The sequence below is a fragment of the Ilumatobacter nonamiensis YM16-303 genome, from assembly GCF_000350145.1.
Taxonomy (GTDB): Bacteria; Actinomycetota; Acidimicrobiia; order Acidimicrobiales; family Ilumatobacteraceae; genus Ilumatobacter_A; species Ilumatobacter_A nonamiensis.
The window spans coordinates 1-15,604 of record NZ_BAOL01000159.1 but is presented as its reverse complement, the minus strand read 5'-3'; the positions used below and the strand labels follow the sequence as shown (position 1 = coordinate 15,604).

The following is a 15,604-nucleotide window of genomic DNA, read 5'->3' as shown; positions in this document are numbered from 1 at the left end:
GACCGTTACGTAACGGGTCTGACCCGTCACGTACCGCTACGCGCTGGGGTCGACGACGACGCGGCCCCGGGTCTGGCCGGCCATGATCGCCTGACCCTGCTCGGGCAGGCTGCTCATCGGGACGATCTCGGTCATCGAGTCGAGCAGGTCGCTCGGCAGGTCCGTCGCCAAGCGGGACCACGCTGCCTCACGGTCGGCCGTTGGTGCGTTGACCGAGTCGATGCCCTGCAACCGAACGCCGCGCAGGATGAACGGCATCACCGTGCTCGGGAGGTCCACTCCCCCGGCGAGGCCACACGCGGTCACCACGCCCTGATACTTCGTCTGGGCGATGACCTTGGCGAGCATCGTCGACCCGACCGCGTCGACCGCTCCCGCCCAGGTCTCGGACTCCAGGGGCTTCGGTTCCTCCGACATCTCGTCGCGAGTCAGGAACGCGGACGCGCCGAGCGAACGCAGGTAGTCGTGTTCCTCGGGTCGCCCGGTGACGGCGGTGACCTCGTAGCCGAGCGATGCCAGCACGGCGATCGCCACGCTGCCGACGCCGCCGGCCGCTCCCGTCACCACGATCGGTCCGTCGCCCGGCGTGACGCCGCCGTTCTCCAACCCGAGCACACACAGCATCGACGTCAGCCCGGCGGTGCCGATCCCCATGGCCTGCACGCTCGACATCGAATCCGGTCGGGAGACCAGCCAATCGGCCTTCACCCGTTGCCGCTGCGAGTAGCCGCCCCAGAAACGCTCGCCGACCGCCCACCCGGTGAGGATCACAGCGTCGCCCGGGGCGAACCGATCCGACTCGGACGAGACGACCGTCCCGGAGAAGTCGATCCCCGGCACCATCGGGAACGAGCGGATGATCCGACCCTTCCCGGTGAGCGCCATCCCGTCCTTGTAGTTGAGCGACGAGTGGTCGATGTCGACCACGACGGTGTCGTCACCGGGATACTCCGGCAGGTCGTCGTCGGTCAGCTGCTCGATCGACGGTGCTGCGGACTTCGGGTTGCCTGCTTCGGCTTCCCGGACGACGAGGGCCTGGAACGATGTCATGACCCCACAATGACCGCTCGAGCCGGTTCCACGGAAGTCGACTCGACGGACCAGACGACCACCGACCCGTCGTGATCTACTCTGCGGTCATGCCCCTCACCGGAGAGTACGTACCGAGTTCACAGCAATGGGTCGCCGACCAGGTCGCCACCTACGAGGCCACCAACGGCCGGGAGGCGAGCACGCTGCTCGACACCGGGATCCCGATCATCATCGTCACGAGCCTCGGTGCGAGTTCCGGCTACCTCCGCAAGTTCGCCCTGATGCGCGTCGAGCACGACGGCGAGTACGCGCTCGTCGCCTCCAAGGGCGGGGCGCCGGACCATCCCGGCTGGTACCACAACCTCGTCGCCCATCCGCTCGTCGAGATCCAGGACGGTCCCGAGCCGCACGACTACCACGTCGAGATCGTCACCGGCGACGAGCGTGCGACGTGGTGGGAGCGCAGCGTCGCGGTGTTCGCCCCCTACGCCGACTACGAGGCCAAGACCGACCGTGAGATCCCCGTCTTCGTCGCCCGCCCCGTCGACTGACGATGCGCCATCGGGTGTCTGACACCCGATGGTCCCCAGCGGATGTGCGTCAGCGGATGGCGTCGAGGAGGTCGGCGGCGAGGTCGTAGCGGCCGAAGGCGGGGATGACGTAGATGCCCTGCACGTCGACGCGGAGTTCTTCGACGATCTCGAGAGCGATCGCCACACCTTCGGTCCGCGGGTCGTCGGCGCGCCGCATCCGATCGCGGTAGTGCTGCGGGATGCGGATGCCGGGCACCTCGTTGTGGAGGAACTCGGCGTTGCGCGCGTTGTAGAGCGGCTGCACGCCGAGCAGGAGCGGGATCGTCTCGCCGTCCGACTCACTGCGGTACGACTCGATGAACTCACGGGCGGCCTCGGCGTCGAAGCACGGCTGCGTCAGCGCGAAGTCGGCGCCGGAACGGATCTTCTTCGCGAGCAGCGCGGCTTCGCGCACGGTGTCCGACGACGTGAGCGAGGTGGCGCACCCGACCGTGAAGTGCGTCGGCTGATCGAGCAACGCGCCGGCTTGGTCGAGTCCGGCGTTCATCCGCTCCTTCAGCAGGCGGATCAGACCCGTCGATGCGAGGTCGTAGTCGTCGGACGCATCGGGATAGTCACCGATCCGCGCCGGGTCACCCATCGTCACGAACAGGTTGCGTACTCCGAGCGCGTGCGCCGCGAGCAGGTCGGCCTGCACCCGCAGCAGGTTTCGTCCGCGCGTCGGGAAGTGGAGGATCGTCTCGACCTCGGTGTGCAGCTGGACGAGATGCGCTGCGGCCCACGCACTCATCCGCATCCGGGCGAGCGGGATGTCGGCGATGTCAAGGAAGTCTGCACCGGCCTCACGCAGCATGGTCGCGCTGGCGATCATCTTCTGCGCGGCGACGCCCTTCGGCGGTCGCATCTCGACCGTCGCCACGAATCGTCCCTCCTCCAACGCCTGCTTCAGCGCCGTCGGCGGGTCCGCCGAAACCGACTCGTCGTGGCCGTTCGAGACGATCGCCGGACGCGGCGGAGCGATCGACGTCGGCCGCACCTCGTCGATGGCGATGCGCATGGCCGAGATGTGTTCTTCGGACGTCCCGCAGCACCCACCGACGATCGAGATCCCGGCATCGACGAACGCGCTCGCGTAGTCAGCGAAGTACTCCGGTGTCGCCGGATAACCGACCCGACCGCTGATGTCACGCTCCGGGAATCCGGCGTTCGGAATCGCGGCGATCGCGATGCCGGGCGTCGCCTCGCGCATCGCCGCCGTCAGACGCAGGACCTGGTTCGGCCCCGAACTGCAGTTGACCCCGATCGCGTCGACCCCGAACCCGCTCAATCGTCGGGCGACCTCTGCCGCACCGAGGCCGAGCAGCGTGCGATCATCGTCGGCGAACGTCATCATCGCGAGGATCGCCAGATCGGGAGCGAGCGACCGAGCGATACCGACAGCGATCTCGATCTCGTCGATCGACGGCATCGTCTCGATCACCAGCAGGTCGACCCCGGCATCGACGAGCGCCTGGATCTGCTCGACGAACGCTTCCCGGGCTTCCGCGGGCGTCACCCGTCCGATGGGCGTGAGTACGACACCGAGCGGGCCCACCGATCCGGCAACCCAGACGCCGGAGTCACCGGCGGCGCCACGTGCGATCGCAACACCCGCAGCGTTGATCTCGGAGACCGAGCCGGCCGCACGGTGCTCCGCGAGTCGAAACTGATTCGCTCCGAACGTGTTGGTCTCGATCACGTCCGCTCCGGCCTCGATGTACGCGCGGTGCGCGTCACCGACGACGGCGGGATCGGTGAGATTCAACCCGTCGAACCCGTGGCCGGTTCCCGCTTCGCGGCTCTGCAGGACGGTGCCCATCGCGCCGTCGAACAGCAGTGGGCGTCCGGTCACTCGGGCGCGGAATTCCGCTCGTGTCGTCATCGTCGTTCTTCAGCTTCGGCGGCCGTGGGCGTCGAGCACGTGAGCGACCGCCATCGAGAGGCGCCGGGCGGTCGGGACGTGCAGGTACTCGTTCGGTCCGTGGGCGTTGGCATCAGGACCGAGGACTCCCGTGATCAGGAACTGGGCCTCGGGAAACGCCTCGCCGAGCATTCCCATGAACGGGATGGTGCCGCCTTCGCCGAATGACCGCGCCGGCCGGCCGAACGCCTGCTCGGAGGCGGTCGACATGGCGGACTCCAGCCACTCGGCGGTCGCCGGCGCGTTCCATCCCGGTGCCCCCTGGACGTGATCGAACGACACCTGGGCGCCGTACGGCGCATCCGTGGTCAGCACCTTCGTCAGGGCCTCGATCGCGACGTCCGGGTGGACCGTCGGCGGAAGCCGGAAGGACAGCTTCAGCGCGGTACGCGGCCGCAACACGTTGCCGGCTCGGTTGGTCGGCGGCAGGCCGTCCGCTCCGACCGTGCTCAGCGTCGGACGCCACGTCCGCGCCAGCAGCTGGTCGGTCGGGTCGTCGGTGGCGGGCCGGGCCCCCTCGACGAACGGATAGTGATCGGCGAGCGCTCCGATCTCGGCGGCGGTCGACGCGGCCTCGGCCGCACGGCCCGTTGGGATCTCCGTATGCAGCTCGGGAACGAGAATCTCCCCGGTGACGGAGTCCTCGACGCGTTCGATCAGCTGGCGGATGATCCGGAACGACGACGGCACCATGCCCGACGCGTCGCCGGAGTGGAGACCCTCGGTGACGATGTCGACCGAGAGGATTCCTTCGGCCATCCCGCGCAGCGAAGTGGTGACCCACATGCGCTCGTAGTCGATGCAGCCGGAGTCGAGACAGATCACGAGACTCGGCGTACCGATCCGGTCGGCGAACTCCTCGACGTACGCGGCGAGATCGGTCGATCCGGACTCCTCGCTCGCCTCGATCAGCACCACGCACCTGGCGTGCACCCCACCGGCGGCGTGCACCGCCTCGATCGCCGTGAGACTCGCGAACGCCGCGTATCCGTCGTCCGCGCCACCTCGCCCGTACAGCCGATCACCCTCGAGCACCGGCGTCCACGGGCCCAACCCGTCGCGCCAGCCCTCCATCTCGGGCTGTTTGTCGAGGTGCCCGTAGATCAACACCGTGTCGTCGGGCCCCGAGCCGGTCGAAGGATCGCTCGCCGGGATCTCCATCAGGATGATCGGCGTACGGCCGGGCAGCTCGTGGACCTCGACGGTCAGACCGGGAATCGGCCGGGCGCGGCACCACCCCTCGATCAGGTCGACCGCCTGCGCCATGTACCCGTGCTCGCGCCAGTCAGCGTCGAAGTCGGGCGACACGTTCGGGATCGCGATGTAGTCGTGCAGCACGGGCACGATGCCGTCCCAAGCGGTGGCGCACGTGTCGTGCACCCGCGTGTCATCGATCGTCACGGCGGTCACGGTAGCGGTGGAAGCGTCATGTGAGGAGGAGGCGTTCGATCCGGCGCGAGGCCACCGCCAGCCCGACGACCGAGAGGCCGACGAGCACGGCGATGTGGCCGATGATCGATCCGTCCCACACGCCGAGATCTGCCGCGCGCACCAGCTCCACCCCGTGATACAGCGGGCTCAACCCGACCATCCAGGCCCATTCGCCGTACTGCGAGAGAGGGTAGAAGGTGGTCGAGAAGAGGAACAGCGGGAGCGTGATCGCCGGAACGTACTCGAAGTCCTCCCACGAACGCATGAACGTGGTCAGCGCCATGCCGAGCGACGCGAACGTGAATCCGATCAACATCGCCGCGGGGATCGCGAGCACCATCCACGGCGACGCCACCAGCCCGAGTGCCCACATGGTGATCGCGAACGCGATCGCGTAGAGACCACTCCGCACGACCGCTCCACCGATCTCGCCGAGTGCGACATCGCCGGCCGACATCGGCGTGGCGAGCACTGCTTCGTAGAGCTTCGAATGCTTGATCTTGTAGAACACGTTCGCCGTGCACTCGAACACCGCGCCGTTCATCGCCGCGGCGGCCATCAATCCGGGAGCGACGAACTCGTCGTATGAGAAGGTCCGACCACCCATCTCGATGTCGCCGACCAACGCCGAGAGCCCGACCCGGATCGAGAGCAGGTACAGGAGTGGTTCGAAGAAGCCGCTCAACAAGATCAGCCAGCCGCGCCGGTACACGTAGGCACTGCGCTCGATCATCCGCTGCGGTCGGCGGATGGAGAGCATCGCGGTCGGCACGATCCGCAACGGAAGCGACACCGCATGGGTGTTCATGGCCGCAGCCTCCGATCGAAGGTGATCGACGCCGCGATGCTTCCCGCTGTCACGAACGCGAGCAACACCAGGAGGTGCAGCAGCCCGGTCGCCGGATCGAGACCGCCGAGCACCAGGCCACGGCAGAGTTCGATCCCGTGCCAGATCGGGGTCACGCGGGCGATCGCCTCGAGCACGGGCGGCAGCTGGTCGACGGGATAGAACGCTCCCCCGAACAGGAACATCGGAATGATGCCGATTCGGAGCAGCGCCGAGAACGAGTTGTCGGTGTCTCGCGTCGCGACCCACGCGGCGAACGCCATCGCATACGACAGCCCGGTCAGCACGCCGACGGGGATCGCCGCGATCAGCCCCCAGGATCGTGTCTCGGCGAAACATGCCAGCACGAGCACGACGCCCGCACCGGCCACGAGACCACGGAGTCCGAAGTACAGACCCTTTCCGAGCGCAACGTCGCGCGACGAGAGGGGCGTCGCGATCATCGCCTGGTGCGCGCGCGACCAGGTGAAGCCGTCCATCGTCGGCCACAACGACTCCTGGCCGAGCACGAACATCGGCGTGGTCGCGATCAGCGCGGTCGCGTAGAACGCGAAATACGACACGCCGCCGAGCGCGTCGGGCCCGGCCGGTCCACCGTCGACCAGTTCGCCGATCCCGAGTCCGATCCCCATGAGGTACATCAGGGGCTGGATCACCGACCCGAAGACCGCAGTCCGCCAGACGAGCCGGAAGTAGGTCCACTCGCGGTTGTACACGCGAACCGGGCCGAGCGAGGCGATCGTGTGCATCACTCGATCAACGTCCGACCGGTGAGCTTCAGGAACACATCCTCCAGACTGCTGCGGCGCACGAGCGCACTCTCGGGGACGATCTCGCGACGATGCAGCTCCGACAGCGCGGCGTCGCCGTCGTCGTCGTAGATGAGCAGCCGGTCAGGAAGCACCTCGATCCGACTCCCCACACCGTCGAGCGCCGGAAGCTGCTGCTCGTTCCGGCCGTAGCCGAACCGGACCTCGAGCACCTCGCGCCGGATGTGCTCGGTGATCAGCCCCTGCGGCGACCCCTCGGCGACGATCTCTCCGCCGTCCATCACCACGAGGCGATCGCACAACTGCTCGGCCTCATCCATGAAGTGGGTGGTGATCACCTGCGTCGCGCCGCGCTCCTTCAGCTGGTACAGGCGATCCCACAGGACGTGACGCGCCTGGGGGTCGAGCCCGGTCGTCGGCTCGTCGAGCAGGAGCAACTCGGGGTCGTTGATGAGCGAGCGGGCGATGCTGACCCGCCGCTTCTGGCCACCGGAGAGCGAATCGACCTTGCTGTCGCGTTTCTCGGCGAGCTGTACGAACTCGATCAGCTCGTCGGCCTTGGCTCGACAGTCCCGTCGGGAGATGTCGAAGTAGCGCCCGTAGATCAGCAGGTTCTCGGCCACGGTGAGCTCGGTGTCGAGCTGGTCGAGCTGAGGCACCACGCCCATTCGCCCGCGGATCTCGCGACCGTCGGTCGACGGGTCGAGATCGAAGATCCGCAGGTCGCCGTCCGTCACCGGAGAGACGCAACCGATCATCCGCATGGTCGAGGTCTTGCCGGCGCCGTTCGGACCGAGAAAGCCGAACGCCTCACCGGGGACGATCTCGACGTCGATCCCGTTCACCGCGGTGAAGTCGCCGAACCGCTTGACCAATGAGCGCGCCATGATCACCGGGCGAACATCCATGACCGGAGTGTCACACAGACCCCGGCACGCGACGTAGCCGGATTCAAGCATCAACTACTGTGCTGAATGAGCTCCTATGACCGATCACTCCGCACCTGTCGAACCGTCCGCGAACCCGTCGGCGAGGCGCCTGCTCCTCGCCACGGACGGGTCCGAACATGCGAACGCGGCGCTCCGCGCGGGCATCCGCCTGGTCGAGCCGGGGCTGGGTTCACTGCTGGTGACGGTCGTCCCGACACTCGATCCGTCCATCGTCGTGGGTTCCGGCCACGCCGGTCCGGTGATGACCTTCGCCGACGAGCAACAGCTGATCGAAGAGCGCGATCGGGATGCACGACGCGCCGTCGACGAGGCGGCCGCATTCCTCGGGCTCTCCGAGATCGAGATCGAGATCCTGGGCGGCGACCCCGGGGCGGCCATCTGCGAACGGGCCGAAGAGGCCGAGATCGACCTGATCGTGATCGGTACGAGTGGAACCGGCGGCTTCAAGCGCGCCCTGCTCGGCTCGGTCTCCGACTACGTCGTGCGCCACGCTCCCTGCCCGGTCATCACCTCGAACCCCGACTGAAGTGTGCGTTGGTGCCGGGCACCGACGAGCATCTTCGAGTCAGCGCGGTGGCTCCACCTCGACCCACGGATGCTCGGGATCGCGTGCTGTCAGAATCAGTCCGAGCAGGATGCCGAGAGCGATTCCGACCATCGACGTCGCGGTCGTGACCAGGGTTCCCGCCGCGCTTGCGCCGTCGTCGCCGAGCAGGCGCGCGACCCCTTCGAGTCCCAACGAACCCGGCACGAGCATCCAGAACCCCGGCAGGAACATCACGAGCGGAGTCGGTCCGGACGGTTGTCGAGCGGCGAGGAGTGCCACCGGGGTCATCGCGAGCGCTCCGAAGAACGCTGACAGAGCGCTTCCGAAGAACAGCCCACCGATCACCTGTCCGGCGAACGCGATGTAGAGCACGAGCAGGATCCATCCCCGCGTCTGAGCCCGAGCGCCGTTGAACCACACGACTCCGACACCGAAGATCGCGACGCCGATCCAGGGTGCGACGGCCGCCGCCGCACCGTCGAAGTCACCCCGCAGGTCCCCGGAAGGAACGCCGACGAGTTGGCCGCCCGACACGATGCCGAGCGCCAGCAACACGAGTTGCATCGCCCCCGATGCCAGCCGCGTCGCACCGGACATCATCTGACCCGTCGTCAGTTCGAGGACTCCGGTCGTGAGCACGGCGCCCGGCAGGAACGTGATGAGTGGAGCGACGAGCAGCGGAAACGTCACCAGGTCGTCGATGACCCGGGCGAGGGCGAACACCGTGATCGACACGGCCGTGGCCGCAATCAACGGAATGAACGGTTGATACGAGGGACCCAAGCGCTGCGTGGAGAGCCGGAAGGCTCCGATCACCGCCCCGAGCGCTGCCGCGATCGCGACCTCGCTCCAGGTCGCATGGAGCACCAACGCCAATCCGACCGTCACACACGCGTATCCGACGACGGCCAGGCTCGGACGATACGGAGACTTCGACGTTCGAATCCCGGCGACCCGCCGCTGCCCGTCGAGCGAGCCGATCTCGCCGCGTTCGGCCTCGCCCACCAACCGGAGCACGTCGTCGATCTGGTCCAGGCGCAACGACTCGCGCCCCGCGGTGCTGACCTCGGTGCCGATGTTGCGGTTTCCCGGAATCGACACCACCAGCGCTGTCGGCATCACGAGCACGCCGACCTCGCTCAGGCCGTTCACCCGGGCGACGGTCCGCAAGGTGGCCTCGACGTGGCTCACCGCATCGCCGGCGTCGATCAACAACTCACCCAGGCCGATCAGGAAACCGATCGTCGCCGAATCCGCGATGTCGCCGTCGTCGGCGCGATGTCCCGTGTGACCGCCTTCGATCGGTCTCCGCGTCTGCGGCTTCGAATCGCTGAGGAGCGCATCGTCACCGGCGAGGTTCGGGTGGTTTCGTTGTCGGCGCGCGAGCGGGAGCGCCAGGACGCCGACCGCTCCGAGCACCACCAGCGCGAAGATGATCGACGTGACCGGGATGGTCGACGTCCGCACTTGCGGCGAGGATCCCGGACGGATCGTCACCGTGCCATCGACGTCACTCGTCCCCTCGCCGTCATCGATGACATCCGTCTCCGGTGGCGACGTGGCCGGAACGGTCGTGGTGCTGTCGACGGGGTCATCGCTCCCGTTCGGATCCGGTGTCGTCGACGGTGACGTCGTGGGCTCCACGTCCCCGACACGATCGCTGGGCTCGCCCTCCGAATCCGGCACCGTCGGCGCGGTCTCGTCGGGAGCCGCCGATGCCGCCGGAGCGGGCACCACGGTGGCTCCCGCACACGTCACCATCAGAGCGAGGAGCGCCACGATGATCGTCCGAGCAGCACGGCACAACACCGCCGCGACGCTACCGCTGAGGCGACGCGGGCGGCTGGACGGTTCGCGCTCCGCGTTCGATCTTCTCGACGTGAAGGCGATTGGCGGCCAGCGCATGCCGTGGGCTCAGATCACGGGCGTGGGTGCCGCCGTCCTCGCCGCTGCACTGTTCAGCTGACGGACGCCGAGACCACGTCGTCGCCCGCCGCCCGGTCGACGTCGACCGGTTCAGCAACGCGCGACGACGGTTCATCGGTGACCGGCACCAACGACGCTTTGGTCAGATGCCGTCGGCTGCGGCGGCTCCCGCTTCGTCTTCGGTGAGGTCGGCGCCGGCTGCGAAGCGTTCGCGCAGCGCGGTGAAGATCGACGGCGGCTCCTTCCACGGGTCCGTCGGCGTTCCGGCTTCCGCGTCTCGAATCGCCGACCACACCCGCTCGGGTGTGCACGGCAGATCGATGTGTCGGACGCCCAGGTGCGACACGGCATCGATCACTGCGTTCTGGATGGCCGGCGTGGAACCGATCGTGGCGGCTTCGCCGATGCCCTTCGCTCCGAGCGGATTGAGCGGCGTCGGCGTCTCGGTCGACACGACCTCGAACATCGGCAGTTCGGCCGCGGTGGGAATCGCGTAGTCGGCCATGTTCGACGTGATCGGGTTGCCGTCCTCGTCGTACCCGACGTCCTCCCACAGCGCCTGACCGATGCCCGCGGCGACACCACCGTGCTGCTGGCCCTCGACGAGCAGCGGGTTGAGCACCGTGCCGCAGTCGTCGACCGCGACATGGCGGAGCACCGTCACGTAGCCCGTGTCCCGATCGACCTCGACCACCGCGATGTGCGCGCCGAACGGGAAGGTCGCCCCGGCCTGCGCGAAGTCGAACTCGCCGTGCAGTTGATCGCCGGTCTTCTCGGCTTCGGTCGCCACATCGCTCCACGACAGCGCTTGTGCCGGGACGCCGGCGACACCGATCGTTCCGGCGGTCGTGTCGACGACGATGTCCGCTTCGTCTGCTTCGAGCATCCGTGAGGCGATCGACTTCGCGTGCTCCACCATCGCCTCGGTCGCTCCACGCACCGCCGAGCCGCCGAGCTGGAGCGAACGCGAACCGCCGGTGCCACCACCGGTCCGCACCGCGTCGGTGTCCCCGTCGACCAGCGTGATCCGATCGACCGGGATCCCGGTCTGGTCCGAGACCAGCATCGCGAAGGCGGTCTGGTGGCCCTGACCGTGGTTCTGGGTCCCCGCGAGAACCGTCACCGACCCGTCGGGGTGAACCTCGACGTCGCCGAACTCGGTCGCCTCGCCGCCTGCCGTGATCTCGACGTACGACGCGACTCCGATCCCGAGCAACGGGCCGTCCTCCGTCGCGCGGCGTTCGGCCTGCTCGGCGCGGAGCGCGTCGTAGCCGACGACCTCGGCCGCCCGGTCGAGTGGGATCGCGTACCGGCCGGAGTCGTAGGTGTTCCCGGTAAGGGTGGTGAAGGGGAAGACATCGTCGCCGAGGAGGTTGCGCTTGCGGATCTCGATCGGGTCGATCCCGAGTTCGAGTGCCGCCTGGTCGACCGCGCGTTCGAGCATCGCCGTTGCCTCGGGGCGTCCCGCACCGCGGTACGCGCCCATCGACGTCGTGTTGGTGACCGCCACCGCGATGTCGCACTGAATCGCATCGAACCGGTAGGTGCCCTGCGCCATCCGACGCGTCCCTCCCGGCAGGTGTGCGCCGACCGTCGGGTACGAGCCGCCGTCACCGAGCAGCCGAACGCGAAGTTTGGTGAAGGTCCCGTCGGAGCGACATCCCAGTTCGACGTGTTGAACCTGGCCACGGCTGTGCGGGAGCACCACCATGTCCTCGCTGCGTGTGGGCACCCACTGGACGGGTCGGCCGGTACGAATCGCGCACGCTCCGACGACGGAGTACTCCGAGTGGAGGCCCGCCTTCCCGCCGAAACCACCACCGACCTGCGGTGTCACCACACGCACGTTCTCCGCCTCCAACTTCAGCGCCGAACAGAACTGTGCGTGCACGAGGTGTGGCATCTGGTTCGAGACCCACAGCGTCACTCGCCCGGTGTCGGGATCGACCTCCGCGGCCGCGCAGTCGGGCTCCATCGGGACGACCGCCATCCGCTGGTTCTGGTAGGTCCCGCGCATCACGTGATCGTCGGCCGCCCACTCGACCGGATCGTCATCGGCGAACACGATCGCTTCGTTCGAACCATGTGCGTCGAAGATCAGTGGCGCGCCGTCGGCGAACGCTGCCGCGGGAGTCACGAGCGCGTCCAGTGGCTCGATGTCGGCCCACACCGCCTGTGCCGCATCGACGCCTTGGGCGAACGTCTCGGCCAGGACGACGGCGATCGGCTCGCCGACGAAACGGACACGGTCGACCGCGATCGGCGGTCGCTTGAAGTCGCGGTGCACCGGAGCGAATCCGTGGTGCGGTGGGACGCCGAGGTCCGCGCCGGTGATGACCTCGACGACACCCGGCATGTCACGCGCCTCGTCGATGTGGACCTCGCCGAGCACCCCGTGCGCGATCTCCGATCGCACGAACACTGCGTGCAGCCGGTTCGGGAGTGGGAGATCGGCGAGATACTGCCGCGCACCCCGGAGCAACTCGGGGTCCTCCGTGCGCTGCACTCGCGTGCCGAGGATCGAACCGGGCCTGGCGGGCGTCGTCGTCATTGCCGTCGACGCTACATCGGCATCGCGGAACCGGTTCGACCCGTCACGTGACGCTCCTACGATGGCGCGATCCGACCGCTGGAGGTCCATCCACATGATCGAAGCCCAACCACACTCCGCGACGACGCCGCGGGTGGCCGCGTTCGACACCTGGATTCGGGGGCGCTTCATCGAGCTGAACACCGAGTTGGAGGCCGTCTACGCGACGCAGGAGAACCGTGCCAACGTCGCCGGTGTGGGCGACGAACTCAAGACGGCGCTCCACGACGAAGGGCGGGCACTGATCATCCCGTTGATCGAAGAGGGCAACACGGACGAAGGCTTCGACCGGGCATTCGAACTGCTCGGCAACGTCGGCTACTACATGGCCGCGTGTCGCCGTCACGAGATCACCGAACCGTCGCGCGAACGATCGTCGCCGCTCGTGGAGGCATCCACACTGGCGCTCCACCTGGGCGCCAGCGTGGGCACCGCTCCCCGGTTCGTGACGAGCCACATGGAGACCTACAACCGCGCCGTGAACGGGATGTATCGCACCTTCACCGCCGGGCCGGCCGAGAAGACGTTCATCGACTACAACACGCGCTCCGCGTTCGCGTACATGCGTGCTGCCGACGCGCTGGGTCGGATCCACCCGATGGGGATCTCACACCCGGCAGCGCACGACCTGCTCGTCGCGGCGCGGGACGCGCTCGCTGACGCGCTCCGGCTCAACACCGAACTCGGCGAGATCCTCGACGTCGACGACTTCTTCTTCTCCGTCCGGCCGTACTACAAGCCGTACCGCGTCGGATCACAGGAGTACCGGGGCGCCAACGCCGGCGACTTCGCGGCGTTCAACCAGATCGACCTGCTGCTCGGACTGTGCAGCCCGACCGACCCGTCGTACACCCAGATCGTCGTCGAGAAGATCCCGTACCTCACACCCGATGAACAGCGTCAGCTCCACCACGCCTTCCGACACCCGAACCTGCTCGACAGCTTGCTCGGGCAGTCCGAGTCGCGCGACGAGCCGTGGTTCCAGGAGAACGCGGCGACCTTCCTCGAGGTGTGCGAGATGCACGGCAGTGTGGCCGCACACCACCACGACGAACTGGTCGCTCGCTTCATCCAGCACCCCGCCGAACGGATTCCGCCAGAGCATCTGGAAGGGCTCACCGCCAGCGGGCCACCGCTCGACGTCCTCCTCCATGCGCTGGAGGCGCTCCGCGACCGCCGCCTCGCCGCCGATCGCGACGACATTCCGACCCGCCGGGACGACCTCGCAACCCTTCGCTCGATGTTGCGCAACCGATGAACCCGGCGGACCGTTTCGTCGACCACGACGGCATCTATCTCCTGAGCCACTCGATCGGACTGCCCGTGCGCGGCACCCGTGAAGCAGCCGCCACCTACTTCGACGCATGGGAGCACGACACCACCGCCGCCTGGCCGCGCTGGCTGGAGTCGATCGACGCCTTTCGCACGTCGCTCGCCGGACTGCTCGGGACCACGGCAGCGGCGATCTGCCCGCAGAGCACGGTGTCCAGCGCGTTGTCCAAGATCTTCGGATCCCTCCGCTCCACGTCGGAACGTCCGACGATCCTGCTCACCGAGGACACGTTTCCCTCACTCGGATTCGTCTGTGAACGCTCCGGTTTCGAGGTGCGCTTCATCGACCGCGGCCAGGACGCGACCGACCCCACGGTGTGGCGGGACCACATCGCCGCCGACATCGACGTGGTCCTCGTGACCCACGTGCAGTCGAACACGGGCCAACTGCTCCCGGTTGCCGAAGTCGTCGATCTGGCACGCTCACACGGCGCCGTCACGATCGTCGACGTCGCTCAATCCGTCGGCGTGATCCCGATCGACGTCACCGAGTGGGGCGCCGATTTCGTGATCGGATCCTGCGTGAAGTGGTTGAGCGGGGGACCCGGAGCGGGCTGGATGTGGGTCGATCCCGAGCAGGTCGACCGCTACGAGCCGATCGACGTCGGCTGGTTCTCGCACGCCGAACCGTTCGAGTTCGACATCCACCGGTTCCGGTACGCAGACGATGCCTTGCGGTTCTGGGGTGGCAGCCCGACCGTCGTTCCGTTCACGATCGCCCGTCACTCGATCGACACCATCGCGGCCATCGGCGTCGAGACGATCCGGGACCACAACCTCACACTCACCGATCAGATCATCGAGGCGCTCGGCGACCGCGTCGTCAGCCCGCACGACCGCGCCCGTCGCAGCGGGACCTGCATCGTCGATGCCGACGAAGCGACCGCCGACGCACTCCTCGCCGACGGCATCGAGATCGACCATCGTGCAACGGGCGTCCGCGTGTCGCCACACGTCCACGTCAGCGCCGCCGACGTCGACACGTTCCTGCGCAGCGTCGCACGACGGCTCTGACCCGTTACGTGACGCCCAGGCGGGTCAGCATCGTGTGGCCGAGGGCACGCATCGTCGGATTGTCGGCGGCCTGGCTGAGGTAGACCACTGCGAAGTGGAGCGCCCACGCCTCGGCACGTTGCCACATCGCTTCGTCCACGTCGCCTGCCGCCGCACGAACCCGTTCGTGGACGCCGGGTTCGAACAGGCTCCAGGCTGCGGACAGGTCGGTCGCCGGGTCACCCGCGCACACGTCGCCGAAGTCGATCACGGCACTGATCGTTCCGTCGTCGACCAGCACGTTCAGCGCATGCAGGTCGCCGTGGATCCAATGCGGGACATCACCGAATCGTTCCACCTCGACGAGTTCCTTCCAGCGATCGAGCACACGGTCGGCAGCGAATCCCGCTGTGCCACGCAACCGTTCCACACGTTCGGTGAAGATCGACGTGTTGTCGGCGATGAAGTGTCCGCGGTACGGATTGGGTGGAGCATCCGGTGGGGCGGGCGTGTGCAGCGCGGCGAGGAATCGGCCGAGTCGATCCGCCTCCGTCGACGGAGCGGCAAACGGCGTCACCGCGGCGACCGAACCCGGCATCCACGGGTTGATGCTCCAGTTCCACGGATAGCCGAGGGCGGGACGACCCACCCGAACCGGTGCGGGAATCGGGATCGGCAACGACACCGCAAGGC

14 protein-coding genes are annotated in these 15,604 nt (G+C 67.8%); 5 read left to right on the top strand and 9 right to left on the bottom strand.

The features are described 5' to 3' along the window. Nucleotides 1–36: 36 nt before the first annotated feature. Nucleotides 37–1,050, bottom strand: a complete 1,014-nt coding sequence (locus ON45_RS14210) for an MDR family oxidoreductase (RefSeq protein WP_040494652.1) — start codon at nt 1,048–1,050, stop codon at nt 37–39. An 89-nt stretch (nt 1,051–1,139) separates the two neighbouring features. On the opposite strand from ON45_RS14210, the gene ON45_RS14205 reads away from it, so the two are divergent. Beyond that, nucleotides 1,140–1,583 carry a nitroreductase family deazaflavin-dependent oxidoreductase gene (locus ON45_RS14205; RefSeq protein ID WP_040494659.1) on the top strand — a complete coding sequence of 148 codons (444 nt, stop codon included), beginning with the start codon at nt 1,140–1,142 and terminating at the stop codon, nt 1,581–1,583. Between the two features lie 49 nt (nt 1,584–1,632). Here the strand turns inward: ON45_RS14205 and ON45_RS14200 are convergent, their stop codons facing one another. The 5 genes from ON45_RS14200 to ON45_RS14180 are packed head-to-tail and all read right to left on the bottom strand — an operon-like array spanning nt 1,633 to nt 7,481. Next, nucleotides 1,633–3,486 (bottom strand): bifunctional homocysteine S-methyltransferase/methylenetetrahydrofolate reductase, encoded by a 1,854-nt coding sequence (locus ON45_RS14200; protein ID WP_040494651.1) that lies wholly within the window; start codon nt 3,484–3,486, stop codon nt 1,633–1,635. Between the two features lie 9 nt (nt 3,487–3,495). Then, complete coding sequence (locus ON45_RS14195; RefSeq protein WP_051063090.1) at nt 3,496–4,920, bottom strand: M20/M25/M40 family metallo-hydrolase; 1,425 nt, start codon at nt 4,918–4,920, stop codon at nt 3,496–3,498. 31 nt (nt 4,921–4,951) lie between these two features. Beyond that, nucleotides 4,952–5,764 (bottom strand): ABC transporter permease, encoded by an 813-nt coding sequence (locus tag ON45_RS14190; protein ID WP_040494650.1) that lies wholly within the window; start codon nt 5,762–5,764, stop codon nt 4,952–4,954. Further along, the gene (locus tag ON45_RS14185) at nt 5,761–6,552 is read right to left on the bottom strand and encodes an ABC transporter permease (protein WP_051063089.1); all 792 of its coding nucleotides are present in this window, start codon (nt 6,550–6,552) and stop codon (nt 5,761–5,763) included. Before ON45_RS14185 ends, ON45_RS14190 begins: the two co-directional genes overlap by 4 nt. Next, nucleotides 6,552–7,481, bottom strand: coding sequence for an ABC transporter ATP-binding protein (locus ON45_RS14180; protein ID WP_040494649.1), 930 nt, complete (start codon nt 7,479–7,481; stop codon nt 6,552–6,554). Before ON45_RS14180 ends, ON45_RS14185 begins: the two co-directional genes overlap by 1 nt. A gap of 76 nt (nt 7,482–7,557) precedes the next feature. Between ON45_RS14180 and ON45_RS14175 the strand changes: the two genes are divergently transcribed. Then, on the top strand, nt 7,558–8,049 hold the full coding sequence (locus ON45_RS14175) for a universal stress protein (protein WP_051063088.1): 492 nt from the start codon (nt 7,558–7,560) through the stop codon (nt 8,047–8,049). Between the two features lie 39 nt (nt 8,050–8,088). On the opposite strand, the gene ON45_RS14170 is transcribed toward ON45_RS14175, so the two are convergent. Continuing rightward, nucleotides 8,089–9,849, bottom strand: a complete 1,761-nt coding sequence (locus ON45_RS14170) for a threonine/serine exporter family protein (RefSeq protein WP_158412433.1) — start codon at nt 9,847–9,849, stop codon at nt 8,089–8,091. Between the two features lies 1 nt (nt 9,850). On the opposite strand from ON45_RS14170, the gene ON45_RS23140 reads away from it, so the two are divergent. After that, a complete protein-coding gene (locus ON45_RS23140; RefSeq protein WP_158412431.1) occupies nt 9,851–10,036 on the top strand; it encodes a hypothetical protein in 186 nt (61 codons plus the stop codon). A 102-nt stretch (nt 10,037–10,138) separates the two neighbouring features. Here the strand turns inward: ON45_RS23140 and ON45_RS14160 are convergent, their stop codons facing one another. Further along, on the bottom strand, nt 10,139–12,547 hold the full coding sequence (locus ON45_RS14160) for a xanthine dehydrogenase family protein molybdopterin-binding subunit (RefSeq protein WP_040494654.1): 2,409 nt from the start codon (nt 12,545–12,547) through the stop codon (nt 10,139–10,141). Between the two features lie 94 nt (nt 12,548–12,641). On the opposite strand from ON45_RS14160, the gene ON45_RS14155 reads away from it, so the two are divergent. Both ON45_RS14155 and ON45_RS14150 read left to right on the top strand, forming a co-directional pair. After that, complete coding sequence (locus ON45_RS14155) at nt 12,642–13,844, top strand: PrnB family protein (protein ID WP_051063086.1); 1,203 nt, start codon at nt 12,642–12,644, stop codon at nt 13,842–13,844. Then, nucleotides 13,841–14,932 carry an aminotransferase class V-fold PLP-dependent enzyme gene (locus ON45_RS14150; RefSeq protein WP_040494647.1) on the top strand — a complete coding sequence of 364 codons (1,092 nt, stop codon included), beginning with the start codon at nt 13,841–13,843 and terminating at the stop codon, nt 14,930–14,932. The genes ON45_RS14155 and ON45_RS14150 overlap by 4 nt, the downstream gene beginning before the upstream one ends. Nucleotides 14,933–14,936: 4 nt before the next feature. Here the strand turns inward: ON45_RS14150 and ON45_RS14145 are convergent. Continuing rightward, nucleotides 14,937–15,604, bottom strand: a 668-nt coding sequence (locus ON45_RS14145) for a phosphotransferase (protein ID WP_040494646.1), incomplete at its 5' end; no start/stop codon positions are given.